Raw genomic sequence first — 18,541 nt, forward strand, 5'->3', positions numbered from 1 at the left:
GAGGGTTGGGGAGAGGGTGTTTCACCGGTGGGATTCCCCAAGAGGAGAAAGCCCGCACCCGTCGCTTCGCGCCGACCTCTCCCGCAAGCAAGCGGGAGAGGTGAACGAGCCCCGAGTCAGTAGAACCTGTGGAAATGATGGATCGGCCCATGGCCGTGGCCGACGCTGAAGCGGTCGGCGGCGCCGATCGCGGCGCTGATCCAGGCCTTGGCATTGCGCACGGCGTTTTCCAGGTTCTCGCCCTTGGCCAGCCCCGCCGCGATCGCCGAGGACAGCGAGCAGCCGGTGCCATGGGTGTTGCGGGTGGCGATGCGCGGCGCGGCGAGCGTGATCGTGCTGTCCGCATCGACCAGATAGTCGATGCTCTCGGCGCCTTCGCCATGCCCGCCCTTGACCAGGACGGCGCGGCAGCCGAGCGCCAGCAGGCGGCGCCCCTGGCTCTCGATCTCGGCCTCGCTTGCCGCGACCGGCTCGTCGAGCAGAGCCGCGGCCTCCGGCAGGTTGGGCGTGATCACGGCGGCCAGCGGAATCAGCCTGGTGCGCAGGGCGTCGACAGCTTCGGCTGCCAGCAGGCGGTCGCCGGAGGTCGCGACCATGACGGGATCGAGCACGACGTGCCGGGGCGCCCAACGCGACAGCGCGACCGCGATGGCATCGATGCTGGCGACCTGGGCCACCATGCCGATCTTCACCGCGCCGACTTCGAGATCGGAGAACACCGCGTCGATCTGTCCGGTGACGAACTCGGCCGGCACCGCATGGATGCCGGTGACGCCGCGCGTGTTCTGCGCCGTCAGCGCCGTGATCACGGAGGCGCCGTAGACGCCGAGCGCGGCAAAGGTCTTCAGGTCCGCCTGGATGCCAGCGCCGCCGCTCGAATCGGAGCCGGCGATGGTGAGTGCGACCGGGGTCGTCATGACGATTTTCCGCGATTTCGAGCCATGACCCGTCTTAGCAAGCTCGCGCCGAACCCAGCAAGTTCGCTTGCTAAATCCGGCTGGTTTTGGCCTATTAGCCGGAAGAATACGCTTCGGAGTGCCCGCGATGGTTCCCTTCTTCGTCCAGATCAAATGCAAGCTCGGCCAGTCCTACACGGTGGCCAATGCGCTTGCCGAAGCCGAGATCGCCTCCGAGATCTACTCCACGGCCGGCCAATACGACCTCCTGGTGAAGTTCTACGTCGACAAGGACACCGACATCGGCCATTTCGTGAACGAGAAGGTGCAGGTGCTGCCAGGCATCCAGGACACCCTCACCATCATCACCTTCAAGGCGTTCGGTACCGGCTAGACCTGCAACACTAGAGTTGGGTTGGTTGCATCGATGCAAGCCGAGGATGTCACCTCTCCCGGAGGGAGAGGTGACACGGACAGCCCGCCGATCCCAACAACATCACGCCTCAGCTCCCCTGCTTGCGTTTCGGCGGCGTCGGCCCGTCCACCGGTGGCAGCGATTTGAGGTACTCCGCCATCGCCGAGAGATCCTGGTCCGGCAATTGCGAGGTGTTCTTGATCACGCGCGTCATCGCGCCGCCGACACTGTCGCCATCAGGCAATTCACCGGTCTTGAGGAAATAGGCGAGATCCTTCGCGCTCCACTCGCCAAGGCGCTTCTGGGTGATGTTCGGAACCCATCCCTCGCCTTCCGGATTGGGCCCGCCGGCAAAGCGCTCGCCGGAGATGATGCCGCCGAGCGCATTGCGCGGGCTGTGGCACTCGGCGCAATGGCCGAAACTGTTGACGAGATAGGCACCGCGATTCCATTGCGGCGACTTGCTGCCGTCGGCAACGAAGGGCTTGCCGTCCATGAACAGGAACTTCCAGATGCCGATGTTGCGCCGGATGTCGAAGGGAAAGCTCACCTCGTGATCACGCACCTTGCCTGCAACCGCCGGCAGCGTTTTCAGATAGGCAAAGAGATCGAGCACATCCTCGCGCCTCGCGTGCTGGTAGGAGGTGTAGGGAAAGGCCGGAAAATAGTGCTGGCCCGATGGCGAGACCCCGCGCATCACCGCGTTGACGAAATCGGCGTCCGTCCATTTGCCGATGCCGTCGTTCGGATCGGGTGAGATGTTCGGTGCGTGGAACGTTCCGAACGGCGACTTGATCGCGACGCCGCCACCAAGCCTGAGACGATCGGGCTGATTGGGAACGGCATGGCAGGACGCGCAGCCGCCGGCGTTGAACATCACCTCGCCATTGGCGAGATCGGGCGCACGGGCCGGGATGGCGCTCGCGGCCGCCACCACCGGCGCGCTGAGCCACCAGTAAAGGCCGGCAGCGGCGATCGCGACGAGCAGCGCCACGACAATTGTTCGTTGCAACATGCGCACCCATTCACTCGTTACGGCGAATCTATGACCGATGTCGTTGCGACTCCAGCCACGAAGATTTTAGCCCGCCCCGGCCGGAGACGGGAATAAACTGAGATGCCGGCTGTTGGAAGTTTGGCAGCCCGTCGGATTCAACAGGGAGAATGTCATGAACAAGTCCGTCATTGCCGTGTTCGCGCTCGGTGCCGTTGCCTTTGCGGGGTCCGCGAACGCCGAAAAGCTGAAAGCGACGCTGGACGGCAAGGCCGAGGTGCCGGCGACGACCAGCAGCGCCACGGGAACGGCCGATCTGAACTACGATGCCGCCAGCAAGAAACTGTCCTGGACCGTCACCTATTCCGGCCTCTCCGGCCCTGCCACAGCCGCGCATTTCCACGGGCCCGCCGAGGCCGGCAAGAACGCAGGCGTTGCTGTCCCGATCCCGAACGCGGCCTCGAGCCCGGTCAAGGGCGAAGCGACCCTCACCGACGCGCAGGCCGCCGATCTGCTCGGCGGCAAATACTACATCAACATCCACACCGCAGCCAATCCGGGCGGCGAGATCCGCGGCCAGGTGACGAAGTAAGCCTCGAGGCTGCTTCGTTGCGCGAAGGCCGGGCGCTGGAGGGGGCGTCCGGCCTTTTCGATCCGGGGGGCGCTCAAGCCGCGTTCAGCGCCTGCGCGAGGTCGGCGATCAGGTCCGACGGGTTCTCGATGCCGATCGACAGCCGGATCGTGGAATCGAGGACGCCGATTTTGCGGCGGATGTCGGCGGGGACGCCGGAATGGGTCATGGTTGCGGGCAGGCTCGCAAGCGATTCCGTTCCGCCAAGGCTCACCGCCAGCTTGAGGATCTGCAGCGCGTTGAGGAACTTCACCGCCGCCTCCTTGCCGCCTTCGATGTCGAAGGAGAAGGTGGACCCGGCACCGAGACACTGCCTCGCAAACGCGCGCCCGGCCGGCGAGCCCTCCTCGTGATGACCGAGGTAATGGACCTTGGCGACCTTCGGATGATCGCGCAGGAAGTCCGCCACGAGGCGCGCATTGTCGTTGGCCTTCTCCATCCGCAGGCTCAGCGTCTCCAGCGAGCGGTTGATCATCCAGCAGGAATGCGGATCGAGCTGGGTCCCGATGGCGCCGCGCAAGGCCTTGATGCCTTTCATGATCGCCTTCGAGCCGAGCGCGGCGCCCGCGATCAGGTCGGAATGACCGCCGACATATTTGGTCAGCGAATACAGCGAGAGGTCCGCACCATGCTCGATCGGCCGCTGAAACACCGGTCCGAGCAGCGTATTGTCGCAGGCGATGATGGGTGTGTGTCCCTGCGCCTTTCCGATCGCGTCGGCAACACGGCGGATCATCGCGATGTCGACCAGGCCGTTGGTCGGATTGGCCGGCGTCTCGATCAGGATCATCGAAACCCGCCCCTTGCCCATGGCCTCCTCCGACGCCTGCTTGACTGCCGTCTCGTCGATGCCGTCGGCAAAGCCGACGGCGCCGATCGACAGGCGCGCAAGCGTGTTCGTCAGCAGGGTTTCCGTCCCGCCATAGAGCGGCTGGGAGTGCAGGATGACGTCGCCGGGGCGAACGAAGGCCAGGATCGTGGTTGAGATGGCCGCCATGCCGGATGAGAACAGCGCACAACTCTCCGTGCGCTCGTAGATCGCGAGCCTGTCCTCGACGATTTCGCTGTTGGGATGATTGAAGCGCGAATAGACGAGGCCCGCGCCCATGCCTTCCGGCGGCTCGCGCCGGCCGGCGACGTAGTCGAAGAAGTCCTGCCCGTCCTCGGCCGTCTTGAACACGAAGGTGGAAGTCAGGAACACCGGCGGCTTGATGGCGCCTTCGGACAGTTGCGGATCATAGCCATAGGTCAGCATCAAGGTTTCCGGATGCAGCATGTGGTTGCCGATGTGGGTCTTGGACGGGAACGGTTTTGCCATGGCCTGTCTCGCTGTTGATTCAGGTGCCGCGGTTGAAACTCCTGATGTCATGAAGCAGTCGGGAAAGAGATGCGCCGACTCGCACGAACGCCGCGGCCGTTGGGCGCAAAGATAGCCACTCCGACAGCGATCCGTCAGACCTTGCGGACAGAAAAAGGGCGATTGCCTTCGCAACCGCCCTTCGCAGTAGCCCGGATGAGCGAAGCGACATCCGGGACAGACGATCAGCTCGCTGGACTCCCGGAATCGCTTCGCTCATCCGGGCGACGGGCCCCGCCTCAGCCGTTCTTCACGCGATAAGTCTCGTGGCAGCCGCCGCATTCCTTGCCGATCGCAGACATGTTCGCCTTGAGCGAGTCGAGATCCTTGATCTTGGCCTTGGCTTCGCCGACGACCTTGGCGAAGCTCGCGATCTTCGCATCGAAGCCGGCCTTGTCCTCCCAGACCTTCGGCGAGGGGCTGTAGTCGCCGTCGAGCTTCACGCCCTTGGCGCTGGCCGGAAACAGGTTCGGCAGCTTCTTGGCGGTATCCTCGAACTGCGCCAGCGCACTGTTCACCGTGGCCTGGTCGTAGGGCTTGTCGCCCTTGACCATCGCCGACATCGCGCCGGCGTTCTTGCCGTTGCCCTTCATCAGGGTCTGGACCTCCTTCACGGAATCCTGCTGCGCCCAAACCGCACCCATGCCGAGCAGCAGCGCGCCCCCGACAACCAACACTCGCTTCATTCGCAAAATCCTTCTCCCGATGCAGGATCGTGCCGACCCCTCAATGGGCCAACACCGTTTGGCAGGTTTCATTCCATCCAGAGCGCGACGACAGATCGTCACGCTCCGGATGATTGTTGAGGATGATTTCCCTGCAAACGCGCTCCGCGTTTGCTTGGTATCACAGGCTGTGGCGGCGATGGTGCTCGTTGATTGCGATCCACACCCGCTCCGGCGTTGCCGGCATGTCGATGTGGTCGATCTTGTATTCGCGCCAGAGCGCATCGACGATGGCGTTGACGATCGCCGGGCAGGAGCCGATCGCGCCGGCCTCGCCCGCCCCCTTCACCCCCATCGGATTGGTCTTGCAGGGGATGTTGTTGGTCTCGAACACGAAGGCCGGCCCATCCGCCGCGCGCGGCAGCGCGTAGTCCATGAAGGTCGCGGTGATGAGCTGGCCGTCGGTGGCGCCATACACCACCTGCTCCATCAGCGCCTGGCCGATGCCCTGCATGGCGCCGCCATGCACCTGTCCCGCCAGCAGCAGCGGATTGAGCGTCTTGCCGAAATCGTCGACGATCACGTAGTTGACGATCTTGATGATGCCGGTGGCCGGATCGATCTCGACCTCCGCGACATGGGTGCCGTTCGGATAGGTGCCGTCGGCGCTGGCAAAGGTCGCGCTGCCTTTCAGCTTCGATGGATCGACGCCCGGCCGCTTGGCGAGATCGGCGAACGAGATCGAGCGGTCGGTGCCGGCGATGCGCACCACGCCCTCGGAGATCTCGAGGTCGCCCGCGCTGGCCTCCAGCGCCTGCGCCGCGATCTCCTTCAGCTTCTGGCCGAGCTCGCGCGTGGCGCGCTCGACGCTGACGCCGCCCGAGGGGATCGAGGCCGAGCCGCCGGTGCCGAGGCCCGTTGCGATCTCGTCGGTGTCGCCCTGGTGGATGTGGACGCGCTCGGGCGCGACGCCGAATTGCTCGGCGACGATTTGCGCATAGGCGGTCTGGTGCCCCTGCCCGCTCGATTGCGTTCCGATCAGCACTGTGACGTCGCCATTGGGATCGAGCCGCACATTGGCGGTCTCCTCGCCCATGGTGCCGCACACCTCGACATAGCTCGCAAGGCCGATGCCGCGGATCAGGCCATGCTTCTTGGCGAGTTTCGCGCGCTTGGGAAACTCCTTCCACTCGGCGATCTCCATCGCGCGCTTCAGATGCGCGGCGAAGTCGCCGGAATCATAGACCTTGCCGGTGGCGGTCTTGTACGGCAGCGCCTTCGGCTGGATGAAGTTCTTGCGGCGGATCGCGTCCGGCGTCATGTCGAGCTTTCGCGCGCAGGCATCGACCAGGCGTTCGATGACATAGGCCGCCTCAGGCCGGCCCGCGCCGCGATAGGCGTCGACCGGAACGCTGTTGGTGAAGATGGTGCGCACCCGGCAGTGGAACGCCTGGATGTCATAGAGGCCCGGCAGCATGCCGGCGCCGCCATGCGGGATGTAGGGCCCGAAGGTGGACAGATATGCGCCCATGTCGCCCATCAGGTCGCAATCCATCGCCAGGAACTTGCCGTCCTCGGCCAGCGCCATCTTCGCGGTGGTGACGTTGTCGCGACCCTGCGCGTCGCCCATGAAATGCTCGGTGCGGTCGGCCGCCCATTTCACCGTCTTCTTCAGTTTCTTGGCCGCGACCGCCATCAGGGCGTATTCGCGGTACGGGAACAGCTTCGTGCCGAAGCCGCCGCCGACATCGGGGCAAATCACCCGCATCTTGTCGGTCGGGATCTTGAGCACGTTCTGGCACAGGATGTCGCGTAGCCGATGGCTGCCCTGGCTGCCGATGGTGAGCGTCAGGTGATCGCGCTTGGCATCGTATTCGCAGACGGCCGCGCGCGTCTCCATGAAGCTCGCAACCACGCGCGGATTGACGATCGAGATTTCGGCCACCGCATGCGCCTTGGCGAAGGCGGCTTCCGTCGCAGCCTTGTCGCCGATCGAGACGTCGAACAGCACGTTGCCGGGCTTGTCCGGCCAGACCTGGGCTGCGCCCTTCTTCACGGCGTTGACGACACCGGTCACCGCCGGCAGCGGGCTCCATTTGACCTCGATCGCCTCGATGGCGTCACGGGCCTGGTCGATGGTCTCTGCGACGACGAAGGCGATGGCATCGCCGACATGCCGGACCTCGTCCTTGGCGAGGATCGGGTAAGGCGGGCCGGTGAACGGATCGGTCTCGAGGTTGAACAGGCACGGCAGATTGCCGAGATCCGCAACATCCTCGGCGGTCAGGATCAGCGCGACACCGGGGAGCCCGCGGGCGCGGCTTGCATCTATGGTGTATTTGGCATGCGCATGCGGCGAGCGCAGCATCAAGCAGCGAAGTGCGGCCTGCGGCGCGTAATCGTCGGTATAGCGGCCCTTGCCGCGGATGAGCGCGTCATCCTCCTTGCGCAGCACGCTTTGGCCAACGCCGAACTTGATGGGAGCCGCCATTTTGTTTTCCCGTTCTCATGGTGGTTTTGCGGACCATATTGCCGTGGAAAAACTGGCAAGGCAAACGGGTTTAGGCGGGCGCGCCCGTCAAGGCCGATGATTCGAAGCCGCCCTCGGCGGCTCTCGGGCAACCATGACGCTCAGCCGCGCCAAACCCGTGTCAATGGCTGAATTTCCTGACCATAAGATATTTATCATACGTGACATCACCTATGCGGACGGCACAGGGATCCGTGCCGTAGACCTCGAACCCGTTGCGCTTGTAGGTCCTGATTGCAGCGGTTGCTTCGAGCAGGACCTCAAGGTGTACCTGCTCGACGCGTGCCTCGGCATGGGCAAGAAGCTCCTTGATGAGTCGATCTCCGAATCCTTTGCCTCGGCCATTTTCCCTCACGTGAACCGTGAAGATGTGACCCCTGTGCTGCGATCGACGAGCTGGCGACACGTAGAAGCCCGCCACTCCGATCAGATTTCCGCGCACAAAGGCGCCGAGGATCGCTCCACTCAGCCAATGGCGATAAGCCGCCAGCATCGCCTCTCCGCCCTCGTCCTCTTCAGCAGAACCAAACGTCTGAGGGTGCGTCCGAAGCGCCTCCGCGCGAATCTCGCGGAAGAGATCGAAATCATCGACAGTCAATCGTCGGATTTCCACGTCCGCCTGGGCACGCGCCGCATGCGATGTCATGATCGTCTCCTCTCCTTGTCGCAGCGAAGGTCGGCCGGGATTGCTGGCCTTCTCACATCCCACCACGGCCCCACAGAGCCCTCGCATTGTCTCTCAACCTCTCGAGCGCACGTTCAGGCGCGATCCAGTCGATCTCGCCACGCGTCAGGCCGATGTCCACCAGGTCCCTGTCGCTCAGGTCGTGCAAGCTGACCCGTGAGTGCGGCCGCCGCTCCTGAAACGCCCGCCAGTATTGCCTGAGCACGCTCAAGCCGATGGAGAGGTCGAGGCGACGTCTCGCGACATCGCGCTCCGTCGCGACTGTGGTGGTCGTCTGTTGGGGTGGCATCGGATGCTCCTGCTGTTGAGCCGGCAGGGAGCGTGGCCAAAGAAAAGGCCCCGTCCGATGCCGGCGGGGCCTGGTGAAAAGATGTCGTCGTCGAAATCCTAGCGCACGACTCCTCCCACCGCCCAGCCGAAGCGGGTGATGTGGTTGCGGTTGAGGGTGCGCGACGATTTGATCATGCGTCGCTCATACCACGGCAATCGCACAAAATCAAGAGATGTGCGAATGTCGGTTGCACCCTGGAAGCGAGCGCCCTGCGCGCTTAAAGCGCGATGCGACAGGATGAATCGTCATCGCGCTTTAGGTTGTTGTTTAAGCATGATCTTTTCGGAAAACCGCTACGCACTTTTCCGGATCATGCTTTAGCCGCGCACCAGGGAGACCAACCAATTACGGCCGAACAGGATGAGGATCGCGAGCGCGTAGACGATGGTGCCGCCGACGGCGAGCAGGACCAGAGTCAACTCATCGTGGAAGCGCATCGAGCCAAGATACGCACCGCCGAAATGCGCGATCAGCCAGAACGCGGCGGCGAGGATCAGTCCGGTCACGAGGAATTTGGCGAGCGACATGAGCCAGGCGCGGTCCAGCACGAGAAAGCCTCGCCGCACCGCGAAGAACAGCACGAGCAGGAGGTTGGTCCAGACGCCGACGGCGGTTGCGAGCGCGAGGCCAATCTGGGCGAGCGATCCCATCAGGGCGACCTTCAGTGCGACGTTGACGGCGATGCCGGTCAGCGAGGCGCGAACCGGCGTCGCCGTATCCTTGCGCGCATAGAAGGTCGCGACCGCACTGCGGATCAGCACGAAAGGAATAAGGCCGATGGCATAGGCCGCGAGCGTGCCGCCGGCGGCGACGGCATCGGCCTTCGAGAAGGCGCCGCGGGCGAACAGCGCACGCATGATCTCGTCGGGCACGGTGAGGAAGGCCGCCACGAACGGTATCGAGAACAGCAGCGTGAAATCGAAGGCGCGACGCTGCGCCCTCATCGCGCCGTCATGGTCGTTGGCGGTAATACGCCGCGACATCTCCGGCAACAGCACCGTGCCGATGGCGATGCCGATGACCCCGATCGGCAGCTGGTTGAGACGGTCGGCATAATAGAGCGCCGACAGCGCCCCCGCGGGCAGGAAGGTCGCGATGATGGTGTCGGCGAACAGCGCGACCTGCGTGCCCATCGAGCCCAGCGTCGCCGGTCCAAGCGCCTTGAAGAAGCCGCGGATGTCTTCGTCGAGCTTCAGCGGCGCGAAACGCGGCAGGCCGCCATGGCGGGCGAGATCGCCCGCGAGCAGGAAATATTGCAGGAAGCCGGAGATGAGCACGCCCCAGGCGGCAGCATGGCCCGCGGTCGGAAACCAGGCGGCGAGCGCCAGCGTCATCATCATCGCGACATTGAGGAAGATCGAGGCCGCCGCCGCGCTGGCAAAGCGCTGCATCACGTTGAGCATGCCGCCGTAGAGCGTCACCAGCGTGATCAAGAGCAGATAGGGAAAGGTGATCCGGGTCAGCTCGATCGCGAGCTTGCGCTGCTCGGCGTCGTCACCGAAGCCCGGTGCGAGGATGCTCATGGCCTGCGGCATGAACAGCCAGGCGACGATCAGCAGCACCACCTGCGAGGCCAGGAGCAGCGTGAAGATGCGGTCGGCGAACAGGCTTGCCGCCGCCTCCCCCTTCTCGCCATGGACATGGGCATAGGCCGGCACCCAGGCCGCGTTGAAGGCGCCCTCAGCGAAGATCGCGCGGAAATGATTGGGCAGCCGCAGCGCCACGAAAAAGGCATCGGCGACAGGGCCGGCGCCGAGGATCGCCGCGAGCATGATGTCGCGGGCAAATCCCGTCACCCGCGAGAGCAGCGTGTAGCCACCAACCGTGAAGATGCGTCCGAGCATGCGCCTGTTTTAGAGCATGGCGCGATTAGGTCTAGGTGCAAGCCGCAGGGAAGGTTTGCTCCCTCACCTACTTGCGGGCAGGGCAATTGCACATGAGGTGCGCGTTAGGAACGCCGACAGTCTCCACAGCGTCATGGCCGGGCTTGTCCCGGCCATCCACGCCTTGCCACGCACACAAAGAACGTGGATGCCCGGGACAAGCCCGGGCATGACGACCAGCGCGGCAAAACGGCGAAATCAGGCCGAGATGGCGCCGCGGACGGCGGCGATGATTCGCTCCTGGTCGGCTTCGGTCACATAGGCGTGCATCGGCAGGCTGATGACGTCCTGCGACAGGCTCTCGCAACCCGGCAGCCCGCCTTCCGCGACCGGATAGTGCTTGTAGGCGGTCTGCTGATGCATCGACTTGCCGTAGTAGATCGCGGTCGGCACGCCCTGGGCCTTCAGCGCGGCGGCAAAGCCGTCGCGGTCGGTACCCTCGGGCAGACGGATGGTGTACTGCGCCCAGACCGAAGTATTGCCGGGGCTGAGGCGCGGCACGGTGACCACATTGGACAGACCGCGCTCATAGCGCTCCGCGACCTTGTTGCGGGCGGCGATCTCGTCGTCAAAGATCTTCAGCTTCTCGATCAGGACCGCGGCCTGCATGGTGTCGATCCGGCCGGTCAGGCCGAGACGGACATTGTCGTATTTGTCCATGCCCTGCCCGTGCACGCGGATGCTGCGCAGCGTGGCCGCGAGCTCGTCGTCATCGGTGAAGATCGCGCCGCCGTCGCCGAAGCAGCCGAGCGGTTTTGCCGGGAAGAAGCTGGTCGCCGTGGCATGCGCGAGCGTGCCGAGCTTGCGGCCCTTGTAGCTCGCGCCAAACGCCTGCGCGGCGTCGTCGAGCACAAACAGGCCCTCGGCCTTGGCGATCTCGGCGATGGAATCGTGATCGGCCGGCTGGCCGAACAGGTCGACCGGAATCACCGCGACGGGCTTGAGGCCGGCCTTGCGGGCGGTCGCGATGCCGCGCTTCAGCGACTCCGGGCTCATGTTGAAGGTCGCCTCGTCCACGTCGACATAAACAGGCGTCGCGCCGGTCCGCGCCACCGGCGAGGCGGTCGCGATGAAGGTGAAGGATGGACACAGCACGGCATCGCCGGGCCCGACATTCTTCGCCATCATCACCATCAGGATCGCGTCGGTGCCGCTGGCACAGCCGATCACGTGCTTGGCGCCGCAATAGGCCGCGAGCTGCTTCTCGAGCTCGAAGACCTCGGGTCCGTTCACGAACTGGCAATGGTCGAGCACGCGCTTGACGGCCGCATCGAGCGAGGCCCCGAGCCGGCGCCGCTGCGCGCCGACGTCGATGAAGGGAATGGGATCGGAACGCAGATGCTGGTTCATAGTCTGGTTCTTGGCGCCTTGTGACGTTTGAGCGGTCGACATGGAAAAGGATCAGCCGGCGACGCGGCGCGGAGCCTTGCGGACAGGCGACGTCGCCGCAGGCCGCGACGGCGTTTCGAGACATTGCGTGGCGATCTCGAGGCTGGCGACGCCTTCATCGCCCGTGACCGCCGGCGTATCGCCATGGCGCACCGCCTTGAGGAATGCGATCAGCTCGGCGCGCAGCGGCTCATCGTGGCCGACCGGCAGATGCCGCATCGAGTAGCTGCCGTCGGGCTTGAAGCCGAAGCACTCGGTGACCTGGCGCGTGAGCAGATCGCCCATCACGTATTTGCCGCGCGTGGCGACCGTGACGCTGCGCGCCTTGAACGGCGTCAGCCAGTTGGTGTTGATGTGGGCGAGCACGCCGTTGGCGGTGCGGAACTGCAGGAGCGCGATGTCCTCGCGCTCGGCGACGGCGCTCGACAATTGCGGCTGCACCTCGACGATGTCGGATTCGGTGAACCAGCGGATCAGATCGATGTCGTGCACGGCAAGATCGATGACGACGCCGACATTGGACATGCGCGGCGGGAACGGGCCGACGCGCGTGATGGCGATGGAGAGAATGTCCTCGCCCGCGATGGCCTGCTTGACCGCGGCGACCGCCGGATTGAAGCGCTCGACATGGCCGACCATCAGCGTCACGCCGGCCTTCTGTGCCGCGGCAACGATCTCCCGGCCCTCTGCCACCGTGGACGCGATCGGCTTCTCGACCAGCACGTGGATGTTCTTGGCGATGCAGGCGAGCGCGACCTCGTGATGCAGATGGGTGGGCGCAGCGATGGTCACGGCGTCGACGCCTTCGGCGAGGAGCTGGTCGAGCGTCTCGAAGCTTTCGCAACTGGCAAGCTCCGTTGCCCGCGCGCGATGTGCCGCCGAGGGATCGACGACGCCGACGAGGCTGACGCCGGGTAGACCCGCAAGCACGCGCGCGTGGTTGCTGCCCATCACGCCGGCGCCAATGACGCCGACGCGCAAGCCGGCCTTCGCCGGTGCAGATCCTTTGGAACTCATCTGAGCAAACCCCGATTCAACCCAAATCCCCGGCGCCTCTCCTAGCACGGCCGCCACATTTATGGCGAATGCGGACCTGGGAGCCCGGACACGATTTGATTCAAAAAGTTACACGTTCCCCGGGCCTTAAGCCGCAAAAGATACCGCCTTCTCGGCCCGGGTCGCGTGATTCGGAGCTTGCTGGTTACGACCTTTGATAGTCGTCTTCAATCCGGATGATGTCGTCTTCCCCGAGATAAGAGCCGGTCTGGACCTCGATCAGCTCCAGCTGGATCTTGCCGGGGTTCTCCATCCGGTGGACGGCGCCCATCGGAATGTAGATCGACTCGTTCTCATGCACCGTCTTCACAGCCTCGTTGACGGTGACCTGGGCCGTGCCCCGCACCACGATCCAGTGCTCGGCGCGATGATGGTGCTTCTGCAGCGACAGCCGCCCGCCCGGCTTCACCACGATGCGCTTGACCTGGTGGCGCTCGCCATTGTCGACGGACTGATAGCTGCCCCAGGGCCGGTGCACCTTCAGATGCTCCTCGGTGACCTTCGGCGCAACCGCCTTCAGCTTGGTCACCAGGCGCTTCAGGCCGTTGGCATCCTTCTGGCGCGAGACCAGAATCGCGTCCGCGGTGGCGACCACGACGAGATCGTCGACGCCTTCGAGCGCGACCAGCGCGGAATCGGTGGTGACGTTGCAGTTGCGGGAGTCCTCGAACACGGCGGTGCCATGCGCCGCGTTGCCTTGCGCATCCTTCTCCGAGAGCTCCCACACCGCGAGCCAGGAGCCGACGTCGGACCAGCCGCACGACACCGGCACCACGGCCGCGCGCGCGGTCTTCTCCATCACCGCATAGTCGATCGATATCGCCTTCGCCGCGCCGAACGCCTCCGGCTCCAGCGTGACGAAGCCGAGATCGCGGCCGGCATTGTTGACGGCGCTCGTGACGGCCTCGACGCTTCCGGCATCGACCTTGCGATATTCGTCGAGCAGCACTGCGGCCGGGAACATGAAGTTGCCGCTGTTCCAGAGATAGCCCGAATTGACGTAGTCGGACGCCTTCACCGCGTCCGGCTTCTCGACGAAGCGCGTAACCGCATGCACTTCGCCGGAAATCACCTCACCCGGATTGATGTAGCCGTATTCGGTCGCCGGCCGCTCCGGCTTGACGCCGAAGGTGACGATGCGCCCGGCCCTCGCGGCGGTGAGGCCCTCGCGGCAGGCGGCGACGAAGGCGGCATTGTCCTGCACCACGTGGTCGGCGGCGAGCGCGAGCACGATCGCTTCACTGTCGCGGTTCTGCGCGAACACCGCGCCCGCCGCGATCGCGGGGCCGGAATCGCGCCGCATCGGCTCGAGGATCACGTCCGCCTCGATGCCGATCTCGGCGAGCTGCTCCAGCACCATGAAGCGATACGACGCATTGGTGATGACGATCGGACGATCGAACAGCGAGGGATCGGACACGCGCAGCAGCGTGTCCTGGAAGGTCGAGCGCGTGCCGAACAGCGGCAGGAATTGCTTGGGGCGAACCTCGCGCGAAGCGGGCCACAGCCGCGTGCCGGCACCGCCGCACATGATCAGGGGGATTATGCGTTTGTCCATCGTGATCTCAAACCTTGAAGTAGTCCCGATACCAGGTGACGAAATTATGGACCCCATGCTCGATCGGCGTTGACGGTGCAAAGCCGGTGTCGCGCATCAAATCCTCGACATCCGCGAACGTTTCCCGCACATCTCCCGGCTGCATCGGCAGCAATTCTTTGATCGCCGTCCGGCCCAGCTCCCGCTCCAGAAGACCGACGACGTGCATCAGCTCCTCCGGATGGTGGTTGCCGACATTGTAGAGCTTAAACGGCGCATTTGCGGCAGCCGGATCGTCCGCAGGCACAAGATCGATCAGCTTCGATACGACGCGGGTCACGTCATCGATATAGGTGAAGTCACGACGCATCTTGCCATGGTTAAAGAGCCGGATCGGCTTGCCCGCCATGATGGCGTTCGCGAACAGAAACATGGCCATGTCGGGCCGGCCCCACGGGCCGTAAATGGTAAAGAAGCGCAGCCCCGTGACCGGCAGGCGGTAGAGATGGCTGTAGGACTGCGCCATTACCTCGTTCGCCTTCTTGGTCGCGGCATAGAAGCTCACGGGATGATCGGTGCGGTCCGCAACCGCAAATGGCAGTTTTGTGTTGGCGCCGTAAACGGAGGATGACGAGGCGTAGACGAGATGACGACAGCCGTTGTTGCGGCAGCCCTCCAGTACGTTGAGAAAGCCCTGGAGATTGGAATCGGCATAGGCGTGCGGCTGCTCGATCGAGTAGCGCACGCCGGCTTGCGCCGCCATGTGTACGACTTTGGCAAAACGATGTTGGGCAAACAGCGCCGCCATCGCCTCGCGGTCGGCGAGGTCGGCCTCGACGAAGGAGAAGCGGGAATCGTCCCTGAGCAGCGCCAGGCGCGCTTTCTTCAGCGCCGGATCGTAATAGCTGTTGAGATTGTCGAGCCCGACGACGGGACGGCCTTCGCCCAGGAGCTGCCGGGCGACGTGAAAGCCGATGAATCCGGCGGCACCCGTGACCAAAATCGCCTGATCCGTCATCCTGTTCCCTGGGGATCCCTAGCCCGGTCCTGTTTAGCCGCCAGCTCGATCGGGCCGCAATAGGCTCGCCGCGCCCTCACAACACCCCAACGACGGCTATTGCAAGATCGGCGCCAAGACCATACCAAAGCGGCCGAATTCGGCGCCTCGCGTCGGGTTGCCTCAAATCTTCGCAAACCCTGTCCATGCGGGCGAGATGCGCCGAATCCTGTTGTCGACGGCCAAGATCATGATTTCCGCGGCGCTGCTCTATCTGGCGCTGCGCAAGGTCGACCTGTCCGAATTGTTTTCGCGCTTCACCGTCACCAGCCTGTTCTGGATCGGCGTCGCGATCGCGCTCGCGTTCCTGCAGATCTTCGTCGGCGTGCTGCGCTGGCGCCAGATCAGCGCCGTCTGCGGCGCGCCGCTCGAGCTCGGCCGCGCCATGCGCTACAACGTGATCGGCTCGTTCTTCAACCAGACCCTGCCGTCGGCGATCGGCGGCGATGCGGTCCGGCTCTGGCTGGTCGCGCGCGCCGGCGCCGGATGGCGTGCGGCGACCTACTCGATCTTCGTCGACCGCGCGATCGGCCTGATCGCGCTCGCGGTTCTCATCGTCGCGAGCCTGCCCTGGAGCTACACCCTCATCACCGATCCGCACGGGCGCTCGGCGCTGCTGCTCATCGACCTGCTGGCGCTCGCCGGCGGCCTCGGCTTCCTGATTTTCGGCGCGCTGAAATGGCCCTGGCTGAAGACCTGGTGGGGCACACATCACATTCACGCCTGCGCGGTGATCGCCAATCGCGTGATCTTCAGCGGCACCCGCGGGCCGATCGTCGCAATCCTGTCGGTCCTCGTTCACGTGCTGGCCGTCGTCATCGCCTGGTGCGTCGTGCGGTCGATTGCGGCCCCGGTTCGCTTCAGCGACGTCTTTCTGCTGGTGCCGCCGGTGATGCTGATCACGATGATGCCGATCTCGATCGCCGGCTGGGGCGTGCGTGAAGCCACGATGAGCCTTGCGTTCGGCTTCGCGGGACTTGCCGCCAACGAGGGCGTCAACGTCTCGCTGCTGTTCGGCGCCGTGTATTTCATCGTCGGCGCAGTCGGCGGCCTGGTCTGGATCCTCAGCGCGGAGAAGGCCGCGCAAGGCTCGGCTCCGATCGGAGTGCCGGAGTGAGCTCGGCCACCGAAGCACTCGCCGGCGCGGCCGTGCTACTTGCCGTTGCGATCGCCGCGCTGATCTCGGCGCTCGTCACCTGGACCAGCCGTCCCCTGCTCCAGCGCTACGCACTGGCGCGACCGAACGCGCGGTCCTCACATCGCATCCCGACCCCGCAGGGCGCGGGCATCGCGGTGATCGCCGCGACCCTGATCGTCGCCTCGCTCTGGGCCGTCTGGGCGAACGTCGCTATCCCGCCGGTACTGATCGGCGCGACGGTGCTGATCGCGCTGGTCGGGTTTGCCGACGACATAAAGTCGCTGCCGGTGATCGTGCGGCTGGTGCTGCAGGCAGCCTGCGTCGGCGCAGTGGTGTTCACCGCGCCGGAGACCGCGCGCATCGTGCCGGCACTGCCGCTTGCTCTGGAGCGCGGCCTCATCGTCCTTGCCGGAGTCTGGTTCGTGAACCTCGTCAACTTCATGGACGGGCTCGACCTGATGACGGTGGCGGAAGTCGTGCCGGTCACCGCGGCGCTGCTGCTGCTCGGATGGCTCGGGGATTTCTCGTTGCCGGCCGTGCTGATCGCCGCCGCGCTGTGCGGCGCCATGCTCGGCTTTGTGCCGTTCAACCGCCCGGTCGCAAAGGTCTTCCTGGGCGATGTCGGCAGCCTGCCGATCGGCCTCTTGCTCGGCTGGTGCCTGCTGGAGCTCGCCTTCCGGGGGCAGACGGCCGCAGCGCTGCTGTTGCCCGCCTATTATCTTGCGGATTCCACCATCACGCTGTTCCGACGCATCATCAGGCGCGAACCGTTCTGGTCGGCACACCGCACGCACTTTTATCAGCGTGCAACCGACAACGGGTTCACGGTGAAGCGGGTGGTCGGCGAGGTATTCGCGCTCAATCTCGTGCTGGCATTGCTCGCCATCGCCACCGTTCGCGCCGGTTCGACGACGGTCACGATCGTCTCACTGTTCGCGGGCGCAGGCGCGGTCGGATTCGTGCTGCGCCGTTTCTCCCGGCCTCAGGGCTCCTGATCCGAGACCGCCAGGCGCAAGCCCTCCTTGAGGGTGACCTGCGGCTGCCAGCCGGTTGCGATCGCCTTCGAAATGTCCAGCTCGAGCGAGCCGATCAGGCCATCATGCATATCCTGCCGGCCCATCATGCGGAGGACCGCGCCGAGCAGCTTTGGCGGCATGCGGAACAGCCGGGTGCTCTTGCCGGAGGCTCGCGCCAGACATGCGATGAATTCAGGCGTCGAGACCCGCTCCCGATCGGCCAACAGGAAGATCTCGAAATTGCTCCCCGGGTCGGGATGGCCGAGCCGATGCAGGATGAACGACGACAGGTTCTGCACAGAGAGAAAGTTGCGGCGATTGCGGATTGCCGCGAACGGCAGCGGCAGTCCCAGCCTCACCGCCCGTGCCAGCAGCGCGAAATTGCCCTTGGCCCCCGCGCCATAGATGAGCGGCGGCCTGATCACCGAGATCTTCATTCCGCTGTCGCGCGCCAGCGTCCTCAAGTCCGCCTCGGCCTCCGCCTTGGATGTGCCATAGAGGCCACGCGGCGTCGGAACATCGCTCTCGCGGAACGGCGCACGGCCTTCATTGGTGCGGCCGTGAACGAGAACGGTGCTGATGAAGATGAACTGGCGCACGCCGGCCGTCGCCGCGGAGCGCGCCAGATGCAGTGTGCCGTCGACATTGACGTCGCGGTAGAGCTGGACCGCGTGTTCATCGTTCTTGTAGTGCACGCGCGCGGCGAGATGGACGACGGCGTCGACGCCTTCAAGCGCGGCCTGCCAGTCTGTTTCGGGGCCGATCGATCCGATCGGAACCTCGCCGTCGGTCCCATCCGCGCGGCGCACCGCGCGGCGGACCGACCACCCTGCCCGCGTCAGCGCAGGCACGATATGGCGGCCGAGGAAGCCGCTCGCCCCCGTCACCAGCGCGAGCGGCTTCGTCTCGCTCATCGTTGCTCCACCAGAATCGCGTTGCCCGACAATCCGCCGACCGGAGC

17 protein-coding genes are annotated in these 18,541 nt (G+C 64.9%); 4 read left to right on the top strand and 13 right to left on the bottom strand.

Going from position 1 to position 18,541, the window contains the following annotated elements; genetic code table 11:
• Positions 1-116 precede the first annotated feature (116 nt).
• On the bottom strand, positions 117-917 hold the full coding sequence (gene thiD / locus ACM42_RS36310; protein ID WP_271533246.1) for a bifunctional hydroxymethylpyrimidine kinase/phosphomethylpyrimidine kinase: 801 nt from the start codon (positions 915-917) through the stop codon (positions 117-119).
• Positions 918-1,044: 127 nt separating this feature from the next.
• Between thiD and ACM42_RS36315 the strand changes: the two genes are divergently transcribed.
• On the top strand, positions 1,045-1,290 hold the full coding sequence (locus tag ACM42_RS36315) for an Lrp/AsnC ligand binding domain-containing protein (protein WP_018642903.1): 246 nt from the start codon (positions 1,045-1,047) through the stop codon (positions 1,288-1,290).
• Positions 1,291-1,399: 109 nt separating this feature from the next.
• Here ACM42_RS36315 and ACM42_RS36320 read toward each other — a convergent pair whose 3' ends face one another.
• Entirely contained in the window at positions 1,400-2,326 is a 927-nt protein-coding gene (locus ACM42_RS36320; RefSeq protein ID WP_271533247.1) for a c-type cytochrome, read from the bottom strand.
• A 154-nt stretch (positions 2,327-2,480) separates the two neighbouring features.
• Between ACM42_RS36320 and ACM42_RS36325 the strand changes: the two genes are divergently transcribed.
• Positions 2,481-2,897 carry a CHRD domain-containing protein gene (locus tag ACM42_RS36325; protein ID WP_028182282.1) on the top strand — a complete coding sequence of 139 codons (417 nt, stop codon included), beginning with the start codon at positions 2,481-2,483 and terminating at the stop codon, positions 2,895-2,897.
• Positions 2,898-2,970: 73 nt separating this feature from the next.
• Here the strand turns inward: ACM42_RS36325 and ACM42_RS36330 are convergent, their stop codons facing one another.
• The 10 genes from ACM42_RS36330 to ACM42_RS36375 all read right to left on the bottom strand — a co-directional run bounded on the left by ACM42_RS36330 (position 2,971) and on the right by ACM42_RS36375 (position 15,387).
• Positions 2,971-4,254: a cystathionine gamma-synthase family protein gene (locus ACM42_RS36330; protein ID WP_271533248.1), complete on the bottom strand. Its 1,284-nt coding sequence runs from the start codon at positions 4,252-4,254 to the stop codon at positions 2,971-2,973.
• A gap of 278 nt (positions 4,255-4,532) precedes the next feature.
• Positions 4,533-4,979, bottom strand: coding sequence for a c-type cytochrome (locus ACM42_RS36335; RefSeq protein ID WP_271533249.1), 447 nt, complete (start codon positions 4,977-4,979; stop codon positions 4,533-4,535).
• 160 nt (positions 4,980-5,139) lie between these two features.
• Complete coding sequence (locus ACM42_RS36340) at positions 5,140-7,449, bottom strand: xanthine dehydrogenase family protein molybdopterin-binding subunit (protein WP_271533250.1); 2,310 nt, start codon at positions 7,447-7,449, stop codon at positions 5,140-5,142.
• Positions 7,450-7,609: 160 nt separating this feature from the next.
• A complete protein-coding gene (locus ACM42_RS36345) occupies positions 7,610-8,134 on the bottom strand; it encodes a GNAT family N-acetyltransferase (protein WP_271533251.1) in 525 nt (174 codons plus the stop codon).
• Between the two features lie 52 nt (positions 8,135-8,186).
• Positions 8,187-8,462, bottom strand: coding sequence for a DUF1127 domain-containing protein (locus ACM42_RS36350; RefSeq protein WP_271533252.1), 276 nt, complete (start codon positions 8,460-8,462; stop codon positions 8,187-8,189).
• 359 nt (positions 8,463-8,821) lie between these two features.
• Positions 8,822-10,348, bottom strand: coding sequence for a murein biosynthesis integral membrane protein MurJ (gene murJ, locus ACM42_RS36355; protein ID WP_271533253.1), 1,527 nt, complete (start codon positions 10,346-10,348; stop codon positions 8,822-8,824).
• Positions 10,349-10,585: 237 nt separating this feature from the next.
• Entirely contained in the window at positions 10,586-11,737 is a 1,152-nt protein-coding gene (locus ACM42_RS36360; RefSeq protein WP_271533723.1) for a DegT/DnrJ/EryC1/StrS family aminotransferase, read from the bottom strand.
• A 51-nt stretch (positions 11,738-11,788) separates the two neighbouring features.
• Positions 11,789-12,793, bottom strand: coding sequence for a Gfo/Idh/MocA family protein (locus ACM42_RS36365; protein WP_271533255.1), 1,005 nt, complete (start codon positions 12,791-12,793; stop codon positions 11,789-11,791).
• 184 nt (positions 12,794-12,977) lie between these two features.
• On the bottom strand, positions 12,978-14,390 hold the full coding sequence (locus ACM42_RS36370; protein ID WP_271533257.1) for a mannose-1-phosphate guanylyltransferase/mannose-6-phosphate isomerase: 1,413 nt from the start codon (positions 14,388-14,390) through the stop codon (positions 12,978-12,980).
• Between the two features lie 7 nt (positions 14,391-14,397).
• On the bottom strand, positions 14,398-15,387 hold the full coding sequence (locus tag ACM42_RS36375) for an SDR family NAD(P)-dependent oxidoreductase (RefSeq protein ID WP_271533259.1): 990 nt from the start codon (positions 15,385-15,387) through the stop codon (positions 14,398-14,400).
• Between the two features lie 196 nt (positions 15,388-15,583).
• Between ACM42_RS36375 and ACM42_RS36380 the strand changes: the two genes are divergently transcribed.
• A complete protein-coding gene (locus ACM42_RS36380; RefSeq protein ID WP_271533262.1) occupies positions 15,584-16,543 on the top strand; it encodes a lysylphosphatidylglycerol synthase transmembrane domain-containing protein in 960 nt (319 codons plus the stop codon).
• Positions 16,540-17,559, top strand: a complete 1,020-nt coding sequence (locus ACM42_RS36385) for an MraY family glycosyltransferase (RefSeq protein WP_271533264.1) — start codon at positions 16,540-16,542, stop codon at positions 17,557-17,559. Before ACM42_RS36380 ends, ACM42_RS36385 begins: the two co-directional genes overlap by 4 nt.
• Here ACM42_RS36385 and ACM42_RS36390 read toward each other — a convergent pair.
• A complete protein-coding gene (locus ACM42_RS36390) occupies positions 17,547-18,494 on the bottom strand; it encodes an NAD-dependent epimerase/dehydratase family protein (RefSeq protein ID WP_271533266.1) in 948 nt (315 codons plus the stop codon). The two genes, ACM42_RS36385 and ACM42_RS36390, sit on opposite strands and share 13 nt — an antisense overlap.
• Positions 18,495-18,541: the final 47 nt, after the last annotated feature.

Source organism: Bradyrhizobium sp. CCBAU 25338, from assembly GCF_028128965.1.
Lineage (GTDB): Bacteria > Pseudomonadota > Alphaproteobacteria > Rhizobiales > Xanthobacteraceae > Bradyrhizobium > Bradyrhizobium liaoningense.